The following is a 20645-nucleotide window of genomic DNA, read 5'->3' as shown; positions in this document are numbered from 1 at the left end:
AGGAGCCCCCAGTAGAAGAATGCGAGTTTCGCTCAAAATCTATCATTGCTTCTTCTGGCTGACGGTATTCTGCGTTGCAGTGCCGGGATTCGCTCCTCTTAAGGCAATGGCTATTTTTTCTGTATGGCTCTACATCGTAATCAAAGGCAGAATGCGTATCAGTTCCACCATATGGTTTCTCGCGGTTTGCGCGATGATAACGGTGTGGAGCGGCATTTCAATCCTCAAAGGCTTTGAACTCAATCAAGTACTGGATCACGGCTCGCGCATACTGCTGTTCTTCCTGGTCTTGGCCATAGGTGCCTTCGCAGCTCAGAAGTCAGCATTGTCAAGAGACCAACTGGATTCGCTGTTACTCGTCATTACAACCGGCGCAATGCTGCTGAAGATATTAATTCTTATCGGCGTGCTTACCGGTTTTTTTACTTTAGAGACAGCAGAAAAAACGATAGGATTTGAGACTGTTACCGACAGTATTGGTTTAGGGCTGCTACGCTTGCAGTTTCCCTCGGACATCATCATTCTCTTCCTGCTCCCTTGCTACTTAGGGGGACGCCGAAGGTGGAAAGACATCCTGTTTCTGATTGGCATCTCAGGGGTCGTCCTCTTGAGTTTTTCCAGATTTCTCTTCGCAGCCTATCTCATCTGCATATTTCTCCGAGCTTTTTGGATAAAACGATCAGATTTTGTTTCGCGGACAGGAATCGTTGTTACGACAATTCTGGTCTTAATATTCTCGGCGAGTCTTCTGACACGGTTTGCAGGAGAAGGTTCAAGCGCCTCCGATGAAACGCGTACCGAGCAGATAGCGCAAATGGATCGAGTAATTCTGTCTAATCCATTCTTCGGGACAGGAATCGGGTCACACGTTCCCAACTATAAAAGAAGTGATTCATTCCCCTTTTTCTATGAAGTGCAGTGGTATGCAATGACGATGCAAATGGGAGCCATTGGCATTTCCCTCTTTGTAGCTTTGCTCGGATTGATTATTTTTAGCCAGATTGATGGGCGCAGAAATATGTTTTATTCCTCTTGCATTTTCATGCTTTGGTTTATAGCTGGATTCACGAATCCCTATATCACTTCTTTAGGTAGCGGATTTGGTTTTGCCATTCTATTGATTAACTGCAGACTGCACACTAATTCTCCAGTCGTTCGCCAGCGGCATTCAGGCCACAGATTTAGATCGCTTCTGCGACTGCCCTTCAACACAGAAGCGGCTCACGAATTTGGTCTAATCTCGTAATGACTGCCTCCATCATCGTCCCCACCCTCAACGCCGCTCCGGACTGGCCGCGCTTCGCGCCAGCATTGTTGGCTTGCGCGCGCCCGCAGGATGTACTCGTCATCGACTCTTCTTCCACCGATGGAACCGCTGACCTCGCGCGGGCGGCAGGCTTTCGAGTTCACACCATTGCCCGGGAGGATTTCAGCCATGGGCGCACCCGCCAGCTCGCTGCGGAGCTGCTTCCCGAGGCCGAGATCCTTGTCTATCTCACTCAGGACGCCATCCTCACCTCTCCCGATGCGATCCATAAATTAATCGCCTCGTTTGATGACCCCTCCGTGGCTGCAGCGTATGGGCGGCAGTTGCCACGGCCCGGGGCAGGGCCCATCGAGGCGCATGCGCGGCTATTCAACTATCCAGCCCATTCCCAGGTGCGCACGCTCGCAAGCCGGAGCGAACTCGGCTTTAAGGCCATCTTCATCTCCAACTCCTTTGCCGCTTACCGGCGTTCCGCGCTCATGACGACCGGCGGTTTCCCCGTGGACACCATATTCGGCGAAGATACCGTCACTGCAGCGCGCATGCTGCTCACAGGCTGGAAAATTGCCTATGTTTCCGACGCAGCCGTATACCATTCCCACAGCTACACGGCCGCGCAGGATTTTCGCCGCTACTTCGACATTGGAGTTCTGCACGCCCGCGAGCCTTGGCTCTTGAAGGAGTTCGGCACCACCGGCGGTGAGGGCAAGCGCTTCGTCTTCTCAGAGATTGCTTCCCTCTGGCCTGCCCATTTCTGGCTCATTCCCTCGGCACTTCTGCGAACAGTTGCCAAGCTGGCTGGCTACCAGATTGGACGGCGCGAAGCGCGCCTCCCTCTCGGCGCTAAACGGCGTCTCAGCATGCATCGCGGTTTCTGGAAATAATCATCATCGTAGAAGCAGGGCTTGAGACAGCCTGAAGCTGACAACGGATTCAGCTGGCAGGTTGATGTCGCGATTCCCGGTAAAAGCTGCGCCTGCCGTACCTGCGCCCGCACCAGCCAGGCCACCGACCAGCAAGCCCACTCCACCCGTGGCTACGCCACCGATCAGCATACCCAGCCCCGATCCGCCGCCGATAAACGCAGCTGTCCGCCGACCTTTGCCCTTCTTGGTACGGGTCAAGCTACGCGTGTCGATCTGGTAATGACGATTGTTGACTTCGAGTCCCGTAAGCCTCAACTGCAGAATGGAAGCTCCCTTGAACCGGCCCCGGCGATGAGCCCGCAGCACAATCCCCTCGGCCGTAGAGCCGGCAGGGATCAGCATTTCTCCATTGGCGCTGATCGGATTGACGATAGTTCCAGTGAAGCTCTCACCCGTAGACGCCGTCTTCACATTGATGCCCTGGTTCAGTCGCACGCTCAACACCGTTCCGGCTGGAACCGAGAGAGGCGCGGCGGCTGGCTTCGACTGTGCCGATGCATTCGCCGTCGGAACCGAGGGCCCTGCTATCGCCTGACCGTTAGCCGCAGAAGCCAGGCCACTGTCGGATGCCGCGGAGGGCTGCCCTGTCGTCGACGCTGCCGGGCCGTTGTTGGAAGCATTCGGCTGTTGAGCTCCCTGCTGGGGATTGGAATAAACCTTTGCTCCGTCGCTGTTGCCGTTTTTCGCAGTCCGGCTGCAGCCCGCCACAAGCAGGACTGCGACCACCACCAGGAGACTCTGAGACTTCATACGGGATTTCGTAAACGTTCGCTTCATTCTTCTGCTTTCTTTCTCAGAATGGAAAGCGCACACGCTGTATAGAAACAGCCGCCGCGCGCTACCATAACAGGTTACGCGAAGCCGAACCCCCATATCGTTCGTCAACATCCGCGGAACAAATTTCAATCGCTAGGAGTAACTCCATGCCGGGCACTCTTTCTGAACGTCCGCAACTTCAGCACCTGACTGCACAGCTCGATGAGCTGAAGCAGAAGGGCACCTATTTTCGCCTTCGTGTGCTGGATGACGTACAGGCGCCGGTCTGCACCTATGACGGCAAGCGCGTCATCAACCTCGCCTCGAACAATTACCTGGGGCTGACCGCACACCCCAAGCTGCGCGAAGCCGCGATCGAGGCGATCAAGATGTACGGCGTGGGTTCAGGCGCGGTGCGCACCATCGCCGGAACCATGAAGATACACATGGAGCTCGAAGAAAAGATTGCGCGCTTCAAGAATGTCGAGGCCTGCGTTGTCTTCCAGAGCGGATTCACGGCGAACGCCGGCACAGTATCCTCGATCCTCGGCAAAGAAGACTTCATCATCTCCGATGAGTTGAACCACGCCTCCATCATTGACGGTGCACGGCTTTCCCGCGCCAAAATCAAGGTGTTCCGCCACAAGGATGTCTCTCACGCCGAGGAGATCCTCAAGGAAATCGCCAGTGAGCCGGGCAGAAAGCTCATCATTACCGACGGCGTCTTCTCCATGGACGGCGATATCGGGCCGGTCGATCAACTCTGCGACCTGGCCGAAAAATACGGCGCAATCATGATGGTGGATGACGCTCACGCTTCAGGCGTTCTGGGGCGCAATGGGCGCGGCAGTGTCGATCACTTCGGCTGCCATGGCCGGGTCGATATCCAGGTCGGCACACTCTCTAAAGCCATCGGCGCCCTCGGCGGCTATGTCTGCGGGTCGAGAGATCTCATTGATTTTCTCTACCACCGCGCTCGTCCCTTTCTTTTCTCGACCTCGCATCCCCCCTCAGTCACAGCCACCTGCATCGCGGCCTTTGACTTACTTGAGTCGGAACCGGAGCGCATCGAGCGCCTCTGGGACAATACGCGCTATTTCAAGGCTGAACTTGGCGGCATGGGCTTCGATATCGGGGGTCTTACTACGCCCGCCAGTGAAACGCCCATCACTCCCATCCTCGTCGGCGATGGCAAGAGGACCATGGAGTTTTCCCGCGCCCTGTTTGACGCCGGTGTCATGGCTACCGGAATCGCCTTCCCCACCGTCCCCGAGGGCAAAGCACGCATTCGCACCATCATGACCAGCGAGCATACGCGGGAACAGTTGGATCAGGCTCTCGAAACTCTGGAGCGGATCGCCCGCAAAATGGGGATTCTGGGCTGAGGGGGAATGGCTCTTCCCAATCGAAGCAGCTGGCCAGATGATCCGCGCTGGCCAGCTGCCTCATGAATGAGCCCGAATGCGTAGAGGCGCCCTTAGGGCCGAGCCGCCGAAGCGCTCTCCGCAGCCCGGTCATTCTTGATCGCTGGGGGATGGCCACCCTGCAGATACGTCTTGTACTGCGTATCGATAATGCCGAGGCTGCGAGCAAACCCTAGCTTCGTCTGATTGAACCTGTAAACGTCAGAGACGTACTGAGCCTGCGCCCGGGCCAGCGTCGATTGCGCCTGGGTTACTGGCAGATTATCGTCTATCCCGGCGCGGAAGCGTTCCGTCGCCTGCTCGAGCGCCACCGTGGAAAGCTCGACATTGCTTCTCGCCACACGAACCATCTCCGCATCGGTCTTCAGGTCGAGCAGGCTGTCCCGCAGTTGCTGCTCAATCTTCAACCTGAGATCCGCAAACTGCGCACGCAGCGAGTCCAGCTGGGCCTCGGCCACATCCCTGTCACCCCGGAACTTCGCTTCCTGAAACAGCGGGATCTCCAGCGTTCCCATCGCCGCAAACGTTCCGTGATAAATCCCCCCGGAAACGCCTGTCACGCCGTAGTTGCCACCGAATTTGAGAGTCGGCAGCCGCTCATGCACGGCGGCGCTATGCTCCAGGCGCGCAACCTCCATCTTCTGCTTGAGCGACTGGTAATCCTGCCGATTGGCGTACGCTTGCGCCCGCGCCTCATCCAGGCTTACCGCGGCAATATCCGCGTAAGGAGCAGTTTCCGTCAGCTTCACCCGCTGCCCCGGAGGAACTCCGATCTGCCTGCTGAGCGAAATAATATCCTTCTGTAGCCTTGCCTCATCCGCAATCACCACCTGCTGCTGCTGCTGATCCTGCACCCGTGCGCGCAGCTCATCCACATTCGGAACCACTCCGGCCCGGTGCTTCTCCACCGCCTGATAGAGCAGCTGATCATCCGTCCTCAACAGCGAGCGGGCGTAGTCCAGCTGCGCCTGGTCGGCCAGCGCCTGCAGATACGAATTCCCGACATTCAGCACCACAAGCCCCCGCGACGATTCCGCATCGTAGTAGGCAGCCCTCGTGTTCGACCGCAGCGCACGATAGAGATCGAAGCCAGCCCAGTTAAAGAGCGTCTGGTCGAGGTTGATCTGGCCCTGCTGGGTCGTAACCTTCACGACAAAGGGAAAATTGATCGATCCGCCCGCAGGCAGCAGCCCTGCAAACTCCGGCAACAACCCAGGCCGGAAACCCTGCGCCGCAAGGTTCAACTGGTGAAAGGCAAGCTGGCCCTGAAGGCTGACTTCGGGCAGAAACAGGTTCAAGGTCTGCAGCTTCTGTGCCTCAGCCTGCTTCTGATTCTGGCGAGCGAGCGTCAGGGCGAGATTATTCTGGATGCCCAGGCGGATAGCCTCGTCCAGAGAAAGAGGCATCACTTCCGCGGTGGGCGATAAAGTCTGCACGCTTCCTGAATAGGCGTTCGCGGCCGAATTATCCGGATTGCTCTGCGCACCTGCCTGCAAAATCCCGCAGGCCGCCAGGCAGAATCCGACTGCGAGATGTCTGAAGCGCGATGATTTCTTCATATCTGTCAATGCTTTAGATTGCGAAGCTGCAGCGAGGTTGCCAAAAACTATCGGAAGGTTCGATATGCACTCTAAATGGTGCATTTCCAGAATCTCATCCTTGGTGGATTTTGGCCGATCTGGTAGTCAGAGGCCGGCATCGGGACTGATTGGCGAAAAAGTAACTCCTGGGCGCATATCTATTTAATGCAAAGCAACAGCCAACAGGCCATAGCCATCGTAGAGGCATGACAGAACCACTCTTAGGATAGCAATGAGAGCGGGATGGTTTGAAGTAGTTGCAATTTCAGGAATTCACTTATGGCGCGCACCATGATTCCAACCATACTGCTACTGCCGGGGCTTGATATTCCCGCGCATTCGCTTCGCGTATCGGCGCGGCGAGCGCGGATGACGCTTACTTTTCACCACGTTGCAACAGCCGCCGAGTTGAAGAGCAGAATTCAGTCTCATCGACCGGAGACCATTGTCACCAGCCCTGAGGGGCTGCCGAATCTGCCGGTCAGCGCCATCAGGAAACTGGCAATGGAGAGCGAGGTTCCGCTGTTGTGCGTCGACAGGGCGGCCAGCAGCGAGCTACGCCCCACGGGCGACAGCATGCGGCGGATCACGCCTGAAAATCTGCCCCGGGCATTGAATGAACTCCTCCACACGCGCAAGGCATTGGTTGCGGAAGGTCCTGCTTACGATGAAATCTGGGCCCGGAGCCTGCGTGAAAATCAGAAGCTGATCATCCTGGGCAGGGTGACCGCATCGATCGTCCATGAAATCAATAACCCGTTGGAATCCATCACGAACCTGCTTTTCCTGCTGCAGGAAGAACCGGGGCTTCCCGAAAAGGCCCATCTTTATCTCACCATGGCCCAGCAGGAACTGAACCGTGTGGCGCAGATCAGCAGGCAGACCTTGAACTTCTCCCGCGAGACCTCCACGCCGATCAAGTCCCAGCTGGATGATCTCCTGGAAGAGGTGCTGTCGCTCTATTCCCGCAGGATCACCGAAAAGAAGCTCACGATTGTTCGCCGCTTCGAGACCCACGGCAGCACGAATGTTTATCCCGGTGAAATGCGGCAGGTCTTCTCCAACCTCGTCGCCAATGCTATTGAAGCAACCGCCGCCGAGGGCAGGATCGAGGTACGCATCCGTGCCGCGCGCAAGTGGTCTGATCCCAAGGTCTCAGGACTGCGGATCACCGTCGCTGACACCGGCACCGGTATTCCGTTGACCGTCCGCCGTCGGCTGGGGGAGCCTTTTTTCACCACCAAGGGACAGCAGGGAACCGGTCTTGGCCTCTGGGTCAGCCAGTCCATCGTCGAGCGCTACGGAGGCAGCGTGCAACTACGTTCGTCCATCGTGCCCGAGCACCACGGCACAGTATTCAGCATCTTTCTGCCTACCAACCTTCGGCCCAGCGCCGTCTCCCACCAGGGAGAGTTCGAACAAGCGCGGAGGGTAAACTCCTTCAAGCGTCCCGCCTAGAGCAGCAGCCATCCTGCGTGCCCCGCCGCGCCTCTTCCCTGCTCGCACGCTTGCGCCCGGCACGCCGCTGCCCATGGCCTTCCGGTGAGCCTGGGGTACACAACCTGCCATTCCGGCGAGCACAAACACCAGCTAAATTAGAGAGAGACCGCACCCAGGGAGCAGCTTCCAGTCAGCATGGCAAAACTTCGCGTAGGGATTCTCTTTGGCGGACGCAGCGGCGAGCATGAAGTCTCGCTCCTCTCCGCCGCGTCCGTCCTCAAGGCTATCGATCGCCGCAAGTATGAAGTCATCCCCATCGGCATCACCAAGGATGGCCGCTGGGTCGCCTCAGCCGATGCAGAACGCTTGCTGGCTGGCGAAGCTGCAGCGGAGCCGCGTCCTCTACGCGCCGGTGATCCCGCCACAACGGCTCCTGCCGCCGTACTCCGCCGCGGTGAAGCCGTGCTGGTTCCACCCGTGCCGGCAGCTGGCAAACGAGGCGCGCTCGTCCCGTTCGAAACCCACAACCCTGCCCAGCAGGCACTCAGTGTGGACGTGATTCTGCCCGTCCTCCACGGAACCTTCGGCGAGGACGGCACGATTCAGGGCCTCTTCGAGCTTGCCGGAATTGCCTATGCCGGCTCCGGCGTACTCGGCTCGGCAACGGGCATGGACAAGGATGTCATGAAGCGGCTCTTCGCCTCGGCCCGGCTGCCTATCGTGAAGCACATCACCCTCCTGCGCTCCGAGTGGAAGGCCAGCCCCAGAAAAATGACCACGAAGATCGAAGCCGCCCTCAAGTACCCGCTCTTCGTCAAACCGGCCAATCTCGGCTCTTCGGTTGGAATTTCCAAGGTGCACGACCGCAAGGAACTGGGTCCGGCCATCGAGCTGGCTGCCGGCTTCGACCGCAAGATCGTGATCGAGCAGGGCGTCGGCGGCAAGAGGAAGAAGGCCCGCGAGCTAGAGGTAGCCATTCTCGGCAATGACGCGCCGCAGGCCTCCGTCGTCGGCGAGATTGTGCCCGGCAAAGAGTTTTACGACTATGAGGCCAAATACCTCAGCGAGGGCTCGGCCGCCATCATCCCCGCCCGTCTGACCAGGGCGCAGACCAGGCAGATCCAGCAGATGGCTATCGAAGCCTTCAGGTCCTGTGACTGTGCCGGGCTGGCCCGGGTCGATTTCCTCATGGAGCCGGACTCCCCATCAGGCAAGCCGGGCCGCATTTATCTGAACGAGATCAACACGCTGCCCGGCTTCACTGCCATCAGCATGTATCCCAAGCTCTGGGCAGCCTCTGGCCTTCCCTATCCGGCGCTGATCGATAGGCTCATCGAGCTGGCCCTCGAGCGCCATGCAGAAAAAGAGGGCACCAGCTACAGCCGCTAGGAACCTGAAACCACTTAATGGTGTCAGAATGAATGGGGATTGTTTTCCCCGAGGAAATGGTGCCGCTGCTATGACTTTGCTCGATGCTCCTGCCTATAACGCGCACAAGGCGCGAGTTGTTCGCAACTCCATCATCGGCGGCCTGATCGCCGTAGTCGTTCTCGCGATCGCCACCTTTGTGCTTTGGGACTGGCCGCAGCAGCACAGGGTCAACCGCTTCTTTGCCGCAGTCGAATCCCGCGACATGAACAAGGCATACGGCATCTGGAACAACGATCCCGACTGGCAGCAGCACGCCGCCCGCTATAAGGACTACGATTTCACCCAGTTCCAGAAAGACTGGGGTTCGGCAAGTGATTACGGCGTCATCCATGCGCACAAGATCGTGATCACCAAAACCGTCGGAAACGGAGTCGTGATGGGCGTGGATATTAACGGCGGCAAGACGCCGCTCTTCCTGCGTGTAGATCAAAAAACCAGGCAGATCGGCTTCTCACCCGTCGAGCTCTACGTAGGCCCGTAAAGGCGCTGAAATTAAGTAGGCCGCTCTTCTTGTGTAGTACACTTGCGCGGAATCGAAAACCCGGATGCCTTTGGAGATTTCGCCGATGCAAGTTCTGCCTTGCGCCCATTCCTGCCGCTGCAGGATTAAGCTGCTCACTCCCTTCGCATTCGCCGCGCCAGTTGCAGCAGCACTTCTAACATTGGTGCTTTCTGGCTGCGCAGGAAACAGCAGTCCCATGTCGACAGCGCCGGGAACCCCGGTTACCGGCCAGAACTCAGCCCTCACGCTCTCTGCCTCCAGCCGATCCAATGGGCAACTCACCGTCCTCACGATGGATGTTGTGAGTGTGACACTCAAGGATCAGAGTGGCCACTCTGTGAGTCTGCTCAGTTCGCCCCAGACGGTGGAGTTTATCCATACAAATGGCGATCCGGAGCCGATTGCACAAGGGCTTATCCCCCAGGGGACATACACCTCGGCAGCCATCACCTACAACACGCTGAATGCATCCTATCTGGGATTTACTCAACCCAACACAATCACTAGCTACACCGGCACAGGCGGAAGCACGGCAACCACCACAGTGAATTTCACCACACCTCTGACGATAAGCGGCAAGGCAATGGTGATTCCCCTTGATTTGCTGACCTCACAGTCAGCCAGTCTCCCACCTGCCGGGGGACCAGATATCAAATTCAGTCCAGCGTTCAGTCTGGAATCGCAACCTGTTGCGTCTACCAGTGAGCCAGCGTCCTCCTTGCTGGTCGGGCGCGTCTCCGCAGTCAACGCTGCATCGAGCACACTCCAACTGAACACCATCGACGATGCTCAGTTGACGTTCCGGACGAATGGATCTACGAGCTTCCAGGGGATAGCTGATATTTCAGCAGTTCAGCCCGGCATGTTCGCAATGGTGGGAACCAGCGTCCAGGATGACGGTGGCCTGCTGGCAAACAATATTCAGATAATAGATCCAACGGTCAAGGACATCGCAGTCGGAATTATTTCAAGCGTCTACACAAGTGGCAGGGATATGTTTCTCCAGATTGGCCAGAGGGAGGGTGACGACCTCGCGATGATTCCCTCTTTCGGTGAGGCACCGATCCATTTTGCAAGTAATGCCACCTTTGCAGTCTCCCGGCAGGTGAGCACCGCGCTTCCCTTCTCTCCAGGCTTCAACCTCATGAGCCTCATGCCTGGGCAGAGACTCAGTATTGGCTCTCCAAACCTGGCATCATCAAATGGCTCCTATCCTGTTGCTGGCACAGTGACGCTGCTTCCCCAGACCATCAACGGGACGGTCGCCAATGTCACCACCAGCGGCAGCTATACCGTCTACACCCTGGCACTTGCGCCATACGATCCGATTTCCCTGCTAAATGGCGGCGCAGAGGTCTCCGTCTACGTCGACGCTGCCACGCAGAATCTTGCCTCCTCCGCCCTGAGCAGTGGCAGCCTTCTCCGTATGCATGGCCTGCTCTTCAGCGACCACGGCGTACCGCGGCTGGTCTGCGACTGGATCAAGGACGGCGTTGCCGAGTAGTTAGCTGACCCGGCAGATGAGGCACTTCAGATACTCCGTCTCAGGAAGCGTCAGCACAAAAGGATGATCGGCAGCAGCACCCCTGCGCTCAAGCAGAGTCACGCGCCGCCCCGCATCCGCAGCAGCAGCCGCCACCACCGCCTGAAAGTCGGCCAGCGAAACATGATGCGAGCAGGAGCAGGTCACCAGCACCCCCTCCGGACGCAGCATCTTGATGGCCCGGAGATTCAGCTCCTTGTATCCGCGGAGCGCCCCCTCGGTTGCCCGCTTGGATTTCGCAAACGCAGGCGGGTCCAGCACAATCGTGTCGTACGTCGAGCCCGCATCGCTCCAGTCGCGCAGCAGGTCAAAGGCATTCGCCTCCAGCCAGTCGACGCCGGCCACCAGCTTGTCGCGATTCAGTGCCAGGTTCTGCTCTGCAACTTCCAGCGCGGCACGGGACACATCGACGCCGGTAACGCGAGAACAGACCGTCGCCAGGTGCAGCGCAAAGCCGCCCTGGTAGGTACAGACATCGAGTGACTCTCCGTGCGCGTAGCGGGCAGCAGCGGCATAGTTTTCCCGCTGGTCAAGAAAGGCGCCCGTCTTCTGCCCAGCCGTCACGTCGAAGTGGAAGCTCAGGTCATTGAGCCGAAAGATAGTCTTGAGCAGAGGCTCTGCTGCATCGCGGGCATACAGCGGCCCGTCAGCGGGCGTGCTCAGCTGCTCCAGTTCGCGGATACGCGGATCAGGCCGCTCGACAATGGTGGCGGGCAGCAGTTCGTCCCGCAGCACAGCCATCACTGCGTCCCTCGTGGGCTGGTTATCCAGGCCTTTGGCGAGCAGCTGCAGCACAACGATCTCGCCATACTTGTCGGCGACGAGCCCCGGCAGTTCATCCGCCTCACTGAAGGCCAGCCTGCAGGCATCGTTCTCCACATCGAGCATGGACCGCCTGCGCCGAATGGCGAGACGGAGCCGCTCCTGCAGCATCGCAAGCCACTGAGCCTCGTCCAGTGCCTCCCGCGAGACCACCCGGAGTGCGATCTGGGAGCTGGCGCTGTAAAGCCCAACCCCCAGGAAAATGCCACGCTGATCCGTTACGGAAACCAGCGAGGGAGCATTCTCCTGCTCAAAATTGAGCCCAACTACGTCAGACTGGTAAACCCACACATGGCCAGCCCTTAGGCGATCGGCGGCACGGCGCGAGATAACTGCTGCGACCGGGTCGCCATTTTCTCGCCTGGCAGGCGCTTCTACTTCTTCGTTTTGGTTTGCTTTGCGCATCAGACTCGTTTAAGTTTCATCTTCGCACAGCTGACCATAAGGAGGAGCCCCAAGAGTGCCGGGACGACGTACCGCGAGAGCTTTGCTCTCCCTCTGCCTTCTGCTTTCGCTTCTTCCGTCACACGCGCAGGTCGCGAGCCCCACCGGCCAATCCAACAGCAAGCCGCGGAACGCCGCGCCCCCGGTCAGCACTCGGGCTCCGCGCCTGGGTTCCAAGTCCCCCAGCGTCACCCCTGAGCCGCCGCCAGTCCCGGTGAAAACCGAGATCGGGACACTCAACGGCGCATCCTTTCGCATCGATACGCCGCAGAACTGGAATCATGGCCTCGTCGTCTACTACCACGGCTATGAACAGAAAGCGCGTGTCTTTCAGCCGCATACCCCCAGCCGGGTACTGCAGCAGATCCTCAATCGCGGCTACGCAGTCATTGAATCCGGCTACTCCGCCGGCGGCTGGGCCGTTCCCAACGCAATCAAGGACACGGCAGCCCTGCTTCGCTACTATCGGAAGAAATACGGCTCACCGCACGAAACCCTTGTCATGGGTCACTCCATGGGTGGCCTGCTCACCGTGATGACCCTTGAGCAGCGGCCAAACGACTATCAGGGTGGCCTCGCCCTCTGCGGCGTACTCGCTCCTGCAGATCTCGTCATGCAACGGGCTTTTGCCAATCGCGTTGCCTTCGACGCATTCTTCCCCGGCATTCTGCCCGATGTCGAACATATCCCCGACAACTTCACCATGAACGATCTGCCGACCATCTCCACCGTGCAGAAGGCCCTCGACGCCCACCCCGCCGAGGCCGGGCTTGTGCGCTCCCTCGCCGACATCCACACCAATCGAGGACTCGCCGACGTACTCGTCTTCAACACCTTCGTCATCAAGGATCTTCGCCAGAAGACCGGCGGCAACCCCTTTGACAACCGCAACCTGATCTACACGGGCACCACCGATGACTACACCCTCAACGAGAAGGTACGACGCTATGCAGCCGACCCCAGGGCGCTCCGGTTTCTTGCCGATTACTACTCCCCCACCGGCGAGCTGAAACGCAAACTCCTCGCCGTTCACACCACCTACGATCCGCTTGTGCCTGCGGCCACCGCTGCCTACTACGATGAGTTGACCCGCAGGCTGGGAAACGACGACATGTTTGTCCAGCAATACGTCAACCGCGACGGCCACTGCAACATCACCGCGGATCAAACCGGCCTGGCCTTCGATGAACTTCTTGCCTGGGTCCATCACGGCGCCCGGCCTATCCCGGGAGAACTCCCCGGCGAGCGCCAGCGATCACCCACCGCGCCCCTGCAGAAGCAGCCACCTCCCAGGCAGATTGGCAAGCCGCAATAGCAATTCGACAGGGCTGCAATACAGATTCACTCCAGTAAATTCGTCTTTCATCGGCCCGGCCTATAATCAGATATGGCGACTGCGCAAAGCGCCTCACCCGAATCCGGCTCCGTGGTAACAGACTTAATAGCTCCTCGCTTTGAGAAGCTGTTGAAGACCGTCCGTGCCAATCGCCCGACGGACGACCCCGAGATTGTCCGGCGCGCCTGGGAATTCTGCCTTGAGCACCATAAAGGCCAGTTGCGCGCTTCCGGCGAGCCCTACGTACTCCATCCCCTTGAAGTAGCCCTCGTGCTGGCCGAAATGAAGCTCGACTCAACCGCCATCGCCGCCGGCCTGCTGCACGACGCAGTGGAAGATACGCCGGTCACAACCGAGGACATCACCGCCAGGTTTGGCGAGCAGGTCGCTCACATCGTCGAGGGCGTCACCAAGATCGATAAGATCCAGTTCGCCAACCGCGAGGACCGCCAGGCTGAAAATGTCCGCAAGATGCTGCTCGCCATGGTCAGCGATGTGCGCGTGGTCATCATCAAGCTCGCCGACCGCCTGCACAACATGCGAACCCTCGAGCACCTGCAGCCGGAGAGACAGCAGGCCATCGCGCGCGAGACCTTGGATATCTACGCACCCCTCGCCCACAGGCTCGGCATGGGCAAGGTGCGCGGCGAGCTTGAAGATCTGGCTTTCCGCTACGTCGATCCGTTCAGCTACGAACAGGTCCACGATGCAGTAGAGTCGCGCCGCAAAGAGGGTGAGCAGTTTCTGGCAGGCGTCGAGGCGCTGCTAAACGAAAAGCTGCGCGAAAACAACATCAAAGCGCGGGTGGAATGGCGCATCAAGCGCCTCTACAGCATCAATCAGAAGCTCGTAAAGTCCCGGACCACCGTCGATCAGGTCTACGACCTCCTCGCACTTCGCGTCATTACCGGCAGCGTTCAGGACTGTTATGCCGTCTTCGGCCTGATTCACAGCATCTGGCGCCCGGTGCCCGGGCGTATCAAGGACTTCATCGCCATGCCGCGCCCCAACCTCTATCAGTCGCTGCACACGACCGTCATGGGTGAGGGCGGCCACCAGTTTGAGGTACAGATTCGCACGGAGGAGATGCACCGCATCGCGGAAGAAGGCATCGCCGCGCACTGGAAATACAAGGCCAATGGCTCCCCGATCTCTGCACGCGACGAGCAGCGCCTCGCCTGGGTTCGGCAGTTGGTCGAGTGGCAGCGCGAGATGTCGGACCCGAATGAGTTCCTCTCGACGCTGAAGATCGACCTCTACCCGGAGGAGGTCTACACCTTCACGCCCAAGGGAAAAGTAGTGGTGCTGCCCAAGGATGCCAGTCCCCTGGACTTCGCCTACAGCATCCATACTGAAGTCGGCAACACCTGCATCGGCGCAAAAGTAAATGGGCGGATGGTGCCCTTAAGGTCGAAGCTGCGCAATGGCGATATCGTCGAAGTCGTTACGCAGAACGGCCACACGCCCAGCCGCGACTGGCTTACCTTCGTTAAGAGTTCGCGTGCCCGCAACAAGATCAAGCACTGGCTTAACGAGCATCAACGCGAGCGGGCGATTGAGATCGGACGCAAACTGCTTGAGCGCGAGGCGCGCAAATACAAGGTAGCCTTGAGCAAGGTCGAGGAGTCGGACTTCGCGCGCGTAGCCACCAGCGACTATAGCCTGGCCACACCCGCTGACCTGATGGCCGCCATCGGCTTTGGCAAATATTCGGCGCGGCAGGTGCTCAATCGGCTTGCCCCCGGGATTCTTTCGCCCCCGGCAAGTGAAGCGGAAGCAGCCCCCGGGGTCTCGGACGCCGTCAAGCGCGTATCCCTGGCAAGCGGCACTGACTCGCTCGTCGTAGAGGGTCAGGACGAGCTGCTTGTCTATCGAGCCCGCTGCTGCAATCCGATTCGCGGCGAGGAGATCATCGGCTACGTCACCCGCGGCAAGGGTGTCGCCGTTCACGCGCGGAACTGCCCTAACGTACAGAATCTCCTCTATGAATCGGATCGCCGCATCTCCGTCGAGTGGGCGCGGGCAGCAGAGAATGTACCCGGCCGCCGGATGACCTACCCCGTCAGGCTCACCGTTTACTGCGATGACCGCACAGGAATGTTAAAGGAGCTGACCGCCGTTATCAGCGACGAGGGCACGAATATTCGTACCGTGGATTCACGCTCAGGCCCGAATGAGAGCGCCATCGTCGAGTTTGTTGTAGAGGCGGAAGATGTCAGGCATCTCAACAGGATCGTAGGCGGCATGCGCCGGGTTCCAGGAGTACGAGAAGTCCAGCGCTCGCAGAAGCTATAAAGCTGTTCAGGAATTACCTGTCAGCAGCAGCGACGATTCAGGCGAAGCGTGCCTCCCCCTCATCCCGAAAATAAAAAGGCCCCAGCTGAGCTGGGGCCTTTTTTTTATCCATTTCGCTACAGTCTAGAGAACCTCAGCAAGCGCCGGATAGAGACCAGCATGGCTCGACTGATAAAGCGAGAGCAGGCGCTGGGTCATGAGGTAATAAGAGGTCGCAGCCTGATGTAAGTTGAAAGGCAGCCCGATCACCCTCTTGGTGAGAATTTCCAGTCGAATACGGAAAATCGCGCTACGCAGTTGGGCCGCATCGCGGCGCATACGCTCTGCAACGATAATCGCTTCTTCATAATTCCACTGGTGTACATGAGCGGCGAGCGCAATCAGGACATTTGCATTTCTGCTCATCCGTCGCAGCCCCTCGACGCCACCAACCAGGTCCCACATCTCTGCCGGGTCAAAGCGAAGCTGGTTTTGTCCAGGTTGAAGGTTATCGAGTGCTACCAGCTCGAGCCCTTTGCGATGAAGCGGCTCCAGCCGGGCAACGAGATCGGCCCAGGATGCCGCTCGAGCACTGCGTGCCTTGAGCGTGAGGTAGAGAAAAGCCGAAAGCAGAATCCCGGCAAAACATCCGATTAAAACGATAGAGACCATAGTCAGCCTTCAACGCGAGTTGCGAGCACTTCTGACAGTTGACAAATCGTAGCTGACCTTCTCGTGGAGCGCAAGCAAATAATCACGCATTTCTGGAGAAAGTGGCTTACGTTCAGGCTCTGGTAACCAGAAGGTGATCGTCCAGTAAACAAGGGCACCAAGGTAGGCAAACGTACGAGCATAATCAATTTTATAAATTTGAGCCCAGCCAAAGTAACTGTCCGCAATTCCTACAAAGAGCGAGACTAGTGCCCACATTCCGAGGCCCTGCCCCAAGCCCATAACATGATTTCTCCACACGAGGCCCAGTCGATGAGCGGAAAACATCATCGCAACGAAAAGTTCAGCGATAAGTAGGCTGGTGAACAGATTAGCTCGGATTATCCAAGCTTGTACCGCACTTGATGCAGAAGGACTGATGGCGAAAGATAATGCAACCGCAACCAGTGCTCCTGCTAGCCCCCAAGAAAGGAAGGCCTTGCTCGCGTCACGAACCCATGTCCCAGTAGGCCTCAATACCGCTCGGGCTATTTCATACATAATGCCTAGCTGGAACAACAGATCGAGAACGGACGAAAGCCAGAAAATCCAGAAATATAGAGCTTTATAATTTTGGCGATAGCTTACAAATAAGCCAGCAGTAAGCAAAACTTGGAAAACCGCTGAACTGGTAAAAATTGGGAATTGGCGCCAGCGGCCTTTCGAGACGAGAACAGTTGCTAAAAGGGCATGGCCAATGAAGCCCGCCACCCACAAAAGATCGTCTAGCCGAGATAGATTCACGCTACCCTCACACAGATGCAGCGAGAATAGTGTCGCCTAAAACATCCGAGAAAAGATAGTAGCTAACATACTATATTTGAGGCCTAACTCACGCGCGGTAGCGGGTTTGTACCCATCGGGAAAGCGGCTTCATTCACGCGCGGCAGCGGGTTCGTACCCATCGGGAAAGCGGCTTCATTCACGCGCGGCAGCGGGTTGGTGCCCATCGGGAAGGCGGCTTCATTCACGCGCGGCAGCGGGTTGGTGCCCATCGGGAAGGCGGCTTCATTCACGCGCGGCAGCGGGTTGGTACCCATCGGGAAAGCGGCTTCATTCACGCGCGGCAGCGGGTTGGTGCCCATCGGGAAAGCGGCTTCATTCACGCGCGGCAGCGGGTTGGTGCCCATCGGGAAGGCAAACATTGGCGTTGCGGAGAAAGCTACTGCAAAGGCGGCGACAGCGAACTTCTGAGCGGAAAGCTTCATAACGGTGATTCTCCTGTGTGTTGAGCCCAAGTGCTCTATAGAGACATTAAGGTCGATGGAATTCTATGCAGCAACTATCTGTCCTCTTACATGGCAGTTTCGTTACCAATTACCACCCATCGGTACTCGAATCCCCGGATTTCTCATTGTCTGTATCTGCTTGATTCAATTTGATTTCCTTTTGTTTATTACCTGACAACTAGCGCCCATTGCGGGATCCGGTAACCAGGTTGAGAATGGACTTCATGACGAACCGCGAAAAAATTGCAGTCTCTACCGCCCACGCGCCGGCTGCTATCGGCCCATATTCACAGGCTGTTTGTGCTGCCGGACTGGTATACACGTCTGGACAAATCGGGCTCGATCCGGCTACCGGAAACCTCGTCGAGGGCGGCATCGAAGCCCAGACAGAACGTGTTTTTCTCAATTTGAAAGCCGTGCTCGCCGCCGCCAAAAGTGATCTCTCGAAAATCATCAAGGCGACAGTTTTCCTCAACAATATGAATGACTTCGCGGCGATGAATCAGATCTATGCGAAATACCTTGCAGAGAATAGTAACGTTACTCCCTCTCGCTCGACAGTCGAGGTGGCGCGGCTGCCCAAAGACGCCCTTGTCGAAATAGAAGTAATTGCACTTCTCTAGAGCGAAGAGAGAGCTTCGCTTCCAATGTTCTTGAATCTAACCAAATAGAGGAAAGGGACAGATATGTCAGAGATTGAAACAGATCGGATCGAGAAGACAGATCAGGAGTGGAGGCAGCAGCTGAGCCCGGAGCAGTATCACGTACTGCGACAGAAAGGCACCGAGCCGGCCTTTACCGGAGCGCTCTACCAGAACCATGACGATGGTGTGTACCACTGTGGAGCCTGCGGGGCAGCACTCTTCACTTCGGAGACGAAGTACGAATCCGGCAGCGGGTGGCCCAGCTTCTGGACGCCGGTGAGCCCCGGGGCAGTAGCCACGCACGAGGACACCAGTCACGGAATGCGCCGCGTCGAGGCGACCTGCTCACGTTGCGGGTCACACCTCGGCCACGTCTTTCCGGATGGCCCCAACCCCACCGGCTTACGCTATTGCATCAACTCTGCCGCGCTGAGCTTTCAAGGCCAGAAGTGAAAAAGACCCACTCGTTCGCATCCAGTCACGATGAGAACGAGTGGGTCTTTTGAAATTGCCTGAACGAACCTAAGCCTTTGTGATCTTGCCGCTCTTGATGCAGCTCGTGCACACGCGCACACGCTTCGAACCACCATCGACCTTTGCCTTCACGGGACGCAGATTTACGTTCCAGCGACGACGGGAGATGTTGTGTGCATGCGAGATGTTATTACCGAACTGAGGACCTTTGCCGCAGATTCCACAAACCTGTGCCATGACTTACTCCAAAATTTGATTGAACTCTTCGCGCCGGTCGGACCACTGCAACTTGGGCACTGTCAGGCAGGAAAATTACACCTGCTAGGGCGAAATCTCAGTGTATCCCAAACAGGCGCGTAGAGCAATAAAAAGGGCTTCCGGCATCGCAGGTAACAAGCGATGCCAGAAGCCCGGTTTCAACTAAAACTACGCTGGTCCCAGGTTTCTAGGTGCCAGGCGCAGACTGTACATGCTCGAAAGCATGGTTCCCGTGCGGAACAGCTGCAGCACAAGTAGGCTGACCGGCCGCCAGGTAGGGTGAGTTCTGGTTGAGAATCAACGTACCGGTATTCGGGTTCAACTGGAAGCCGGTGACGGTGTTATCGAGGAAGTTGGCCGTGTAGACAAAACGTGCCAGGCCAGGCTCCACAATAACGCAGATTGGACCAGTTCCCGTTCCGTAGGTTGCTGCGCCCGCCAGTGCAGACGGCGAGCCGGTCTGCTGGTTGATGGCATAAGCGCTCACGTCATTCGACGTGTAGTTTGACACGTAGATATACTGACCGCGCGGATCGACCACGATACCGTCAGGAAACACGTCAGTGTTCGATGGACCGCTCGGGAAGGTAACTAGTTGACCAGTTGACAGAATGGTATAGCCGATCAGCTGGTTCTGCCTGCTGTCTGTCACGTAGAGGAAGCGGCTGGTCGGATCGCTGGCAATCGCTGAAGGAGTCGTGCCCGCGCAATAAGGAGTGCCGGGGGCTGGCGTCAGCACACCCGCCGAGCTCACCTGCAGACCATCGATTCCGCCCTGTCCAACGCTGCATCCAGCGCCATTGACGGCCAAAGTATCGGAGACGTAGACAAATCCGTTATTAGCCAGAGCGCTTACGCCTGAAGGCCCAACGCCCAGCGGATAGTACGGCGCTGAAACCTGTGTGCCGTTCTGCGTAAAGGTCTGGGTGACCGGACCGCCAAGGCTGCCGTCGGAGTTGATCGTATAAACCACGAGATCGCCAGGCCCAGGATTCGTCGGGCTATAGGGAGCTGCGCCCGTTGACACCGGCTGGTAGAAGTCGGCCACAAACAGCAATGTCCCTGCCTGGTTAATGGCAATGGCATTCGGCTCGGAGCCAGGGGTGTTGTAGGTGTTCAAAGGATAAAGCTTACCGTCGCTACCAATCGCAAACTGAACGATGTTGTTGTCATCGCGATTGATCACGTAGAGGTTCTTACCGTTGGGGCTCGTGACTTCGCCCACCGGATTGCGGCCTCCGGACTGGTACGGCGAGTCCGGAATCTGAGTCAGCGCGCCAGACAGTGAGTCCGCGTAGTAGACGTTAATTTGCCCCGGGTTTGCCTTCGTGTTCGTGATGTAAACGTAGTCGATCGTGTTACTGGGACTGCACGATGTAAGCCCGAGGCCGACACCGAGTGATACGACGGTGGCCAGCAGGATCTGGCCCGATTTCCTCAACTTCATGCGCTTCCTTCGGCGTGCCCGGGGTCAGGCACGGCATCTGTATAAGGGATTGCTCCCGCTTGCATTGTAAAAGCTGACCCGGCTTTCGGCTAGCAAAGCCAGGCCGGAAGTTTGGCCGGGGCTTTCAAACCCCGGCC

The 20645-nt window shown here is 57.8% G+C and carries 19 protein-coding genes; 11 read left to right on the top strand and 8 right to left on the bottom strand.

Translation table 11 applies throughout. The annotated features are described in order from the left end of the window. Positions 1 to 19 precede the first annotated feature (19 nt). The gene (locus tag C7378_RS15790; RefSeq protein ID WP_131998887.1) at positions 20 to 1246 is read left to right on the top strand and encodes an O-antigen ligase family protein; all 1227 of its coding nucleotides are present in this window, start codon (positions 20 to 22) and stop codon (positions 1244 to 1246) included. Further along, entirely contained in the window at positions 1246 to 2151 is a 906-nt protein-coding gene (locus C7378_RS15785; RefSeq protein WP_131998885.1) for a glycosyltransferase family 2 protein, read from the top strand. Before C7378_RS15790 ends, C7378_RS15785 begins: the two co-directional genes overlap by 1 nt. Before the next feature lie 3 nt (positions 2152 to 2154). On the opposite strand, the gene C7378_RS15780 is transcribed toward C7378_RS15785, so the two are convergent. Continuing rightward, entirely contained in the window at positions 2155 to 2943 is a 789-nt protein-coding gene (locus C7378_RS15780; RefSeq protein ID WP_131998883.1) for a hypothetical protein, read from the bottom strand. Positions 2944 to 3116: 173 nt separating this feature from the next. On the opposite strand from C7378_RS15780, the gene C7378_RS15775 reads away from it, so the two are divergent. After that, positions 3117 to 4334: a glycine C-acetyltransferase gene (locus C7378_RS15775; RefSeq protein WP_131998881.1), complete on the top strand. Its 1218-nt coding sequence runs from the start codon at positions 3117 to 3119 to the stop codon at positions 4332 to 4334. 92 nt (positions 4335 to 4426) lie between these two features. Here C7378_RS15775 and C7378_RS15770 read toward each other — a convergent pair whose 3' ends face one another. Then, positions 4427 to 5932 carry a TolC family protein gene (locus C7378_RS15770; protein WP_165876847.1) on the bottom strand — a complete coding sequence of 502 codons (1506 nt, stop codon included), beginning with the start codon at positions 5930 to 5932 and terminating at the stop codon, positions 4427 to 4429. 300 nt (positions 5933 to 6232) lie between these two features. On the opposite strand from C7378_RS15770, the gene C7378_RS15765 reads away from it, so the two are divergent. The 4 genes from C7378_RS15765 (at position 6233) to C7378_RS15750 (ending at position 10830) form a co-directional block, all read left to right on the top strand. Next, positions 6233 to 7411 (top strand): sensor histidine kinase, encoded by a 1179-nt coding sequence (locus C7378_RS15765; RefSeq protein WP_131998877.1) that lies wholly within the window; start codon positions 6233 to 6235, stop codon positions 7409 to 7411. A gap of 177 nt (positions 7412 to 7588) precedes the next feature. Beyond that, complete coding sequence (locus C7378_RS15760; protein ID WP_131998875.1) at positions 7589 to 8782, top strand: D-alanine--D-alanine ligase family protein; 1194 nt, start codon at positions 7589 to 7591, stop codon at positions 8780 to 8782. 70 nt (positions 8783 to 8852) lie between these two features. After that, positions 8853 to 9305, top strand: coding sequence for a hypothetical protein (locus C7378_RS15755; RefSeq protein WP_131998873.1), 453 nt, complete (start codon positions 8853 to 8855; stop codon positions 9303 to 9305). Between the two features lie 217 nt (positions 9306 to 9522). Continuing rightward, positions 9523 to 10830, top strand: coding sequence for a DUF5666 domain-containing protein (locus tag C7378_RS15750; RefSeq protein ID WP_131998871.1), 1308 nt, complete (start codon positions 9523 to 9525; stop codon positions 10828 to 10830). Here C7378_RS15750 and C7378_RS15745 read toward each other — a convergent pair whose 3' ends face one another. Beyond that, positions 10831 to 12096, bottom strand: coding sequence for a class I SAM-dependent rRNA methyltransferase (locus tag C7378_RS15745; RefSeq protein WP_131998869.1), 1266 nt, complete (start codon positions 12094 to 12096; stop codon positions 10831 to 10833). Positions 12097 to 12151: 55 nt separating this feature from the next. Between C7378_RS15745 and C7378_RS15740 the strand changes: the two genes are divergently transcribed. Then, positions 12152 to 13450: an alpha/beta hydrolase family protein gene (locus C7378_RS15740; protein ID WP_131998867.1), complete on the top strand. Its 1299-nt coding sequence runs from the start codon at positions 12152 to 12154 to the stop codon at positions 13448 to 13450. A 72-nt stretch (positions 13451 to 13522) separates the two neighbouring features. Beyond that, positions 13523 to 15766 carry a RelA/SpoT family protein gene (locus tag C7378_RS15735; RefSeq protein ID WP_131998865.1) on the top strand — a complete coding sequence of 748 codons (2244 nt, stop codon included), beginning with the start codon at positions 13523 to 13525 and terminating at the stop codon, positions 15764 to 15766. A 123-nt stretch (positions 15767 to 15889) separates the two neighbouring features. On the opposite strand, the gene C7378_RS15730 is transcribed toward C7378_RS15735, so the two are convergent. The 3 genes from C7378_RS15730 to C7378_RS15720 all read right to left on the bottom strand — a co-directional run bounded on the left by C7378_RS15730 (position 15890) and on the right by C7378_RS15720 (position 17664). Continuing rightward, positions 15890 to 16417 carry a hypothetical protein gene (locus C7378_RS15730; protein ID WP_243648298.1) on the bottom strand — a complete coding sequence of 176 codons (528 nt, stop codon included), beginning with the start codon at positions 16415 to 16417 and terminating at the stop codon, positions 15890 to 15892. Between the two features lie 9 nt (positions 16418 to 16426). After that, positions 16427 to 17200: a hypothetical protein gene (locus C7378_RS15725; protein ID WP_131998863.1), complete on the bottom strand. Its 774-nt coding sequence runs from the start codon at positions 17198 to 17200 to the stop codon at positions 16427 to 16429. An 83-nt stretch (positions 17201 to 17283) separates the two neighbouring features. Then, the gene (locus tag C7378_RS15720; protein WP_131998861.1) at positions 17284 to 17664 is read right to left on the bottom strand and encodes a hypothetical protein; all 381 of its coding nucleotides are present in this window, start codon (positions 17662 to 17664) and stop codon (positions 17284 to 17286) included. 245 nt (positions 17665 to 17909) lie between these two features. On the opposite strand from C7378_RS15720, the gene C7378_RS15715 reads away from it, so the two are divergent. Then, the gene (locus C7378_RS15715; RefSeq protein ID WP_131998859.1) at positions 17910 to 18308 is read left to right on the top strand and encodes a RidA family protein; all 399 of its coding nucleotides are present in this window, start codon (positions 17910 to 17912) and stop codon (positions 18306 to 18308) included. Positions 18309 to 18371: 63 nt separating this feature from the next. Then, positions 18372 to 18782 carry a peptide-methionine (R)-S-oxide reductase MsrB gene (msrB, locus tag C7378_RS15710; RefSeq protein ID WP_131998857.1) on the top strand — a complete coding sequence of 137 codons (411 nt, stop codon included), beginning with the start codon at positions 18372 to 18374 and terminating at the stop codon, positions 18780 to 18782. A gap of 69 nt (positions 18783 to 18851) precedes the next feature. Here msrB and rpmB read toward each other — a convergent pair whose 3' ends face one another. Both rpmB and C7378_RS15700 read right to left on the bottom strand, forming a co-directional pair. Further along, a complete protein-coding gene (gene rpmB / locus C7378_RS15705; RefSeq protein ID WP_131998855.1) occupies positions 18852 to 19040 on the bottom strand; it encodes a 50S ribosomal protein L28 in 189 nt (62 codons plus the stop codon). Between the two features lie 208 nt (positions 19041 to 19248). Next, a complete protein-coding gene (locus C7378_RS15700) occupies positions 19249 to 20508 on the bottom strand; it encodes a lactonase family protein (RefSeq protein ID WP_131998853.1) in 1260 nt (419 codons plus the stop codon). Positions 20509 to 20645: the final 137 nt, after the last annotated feature.

Source organism: Acidipila rosea, from assembly GCF_004339725.1.
GTDB lineage: Bacteria > Acidobacteriota > Terriglobia > Terriglobales > Acidobacteriaceae > Acidipila > Acidipila rosea.
The sequence above is the reverse complement of the archived record's forward strand: the minus strand, read 5'-3'. Positions and strand labels throughout refer to the sequence as shown.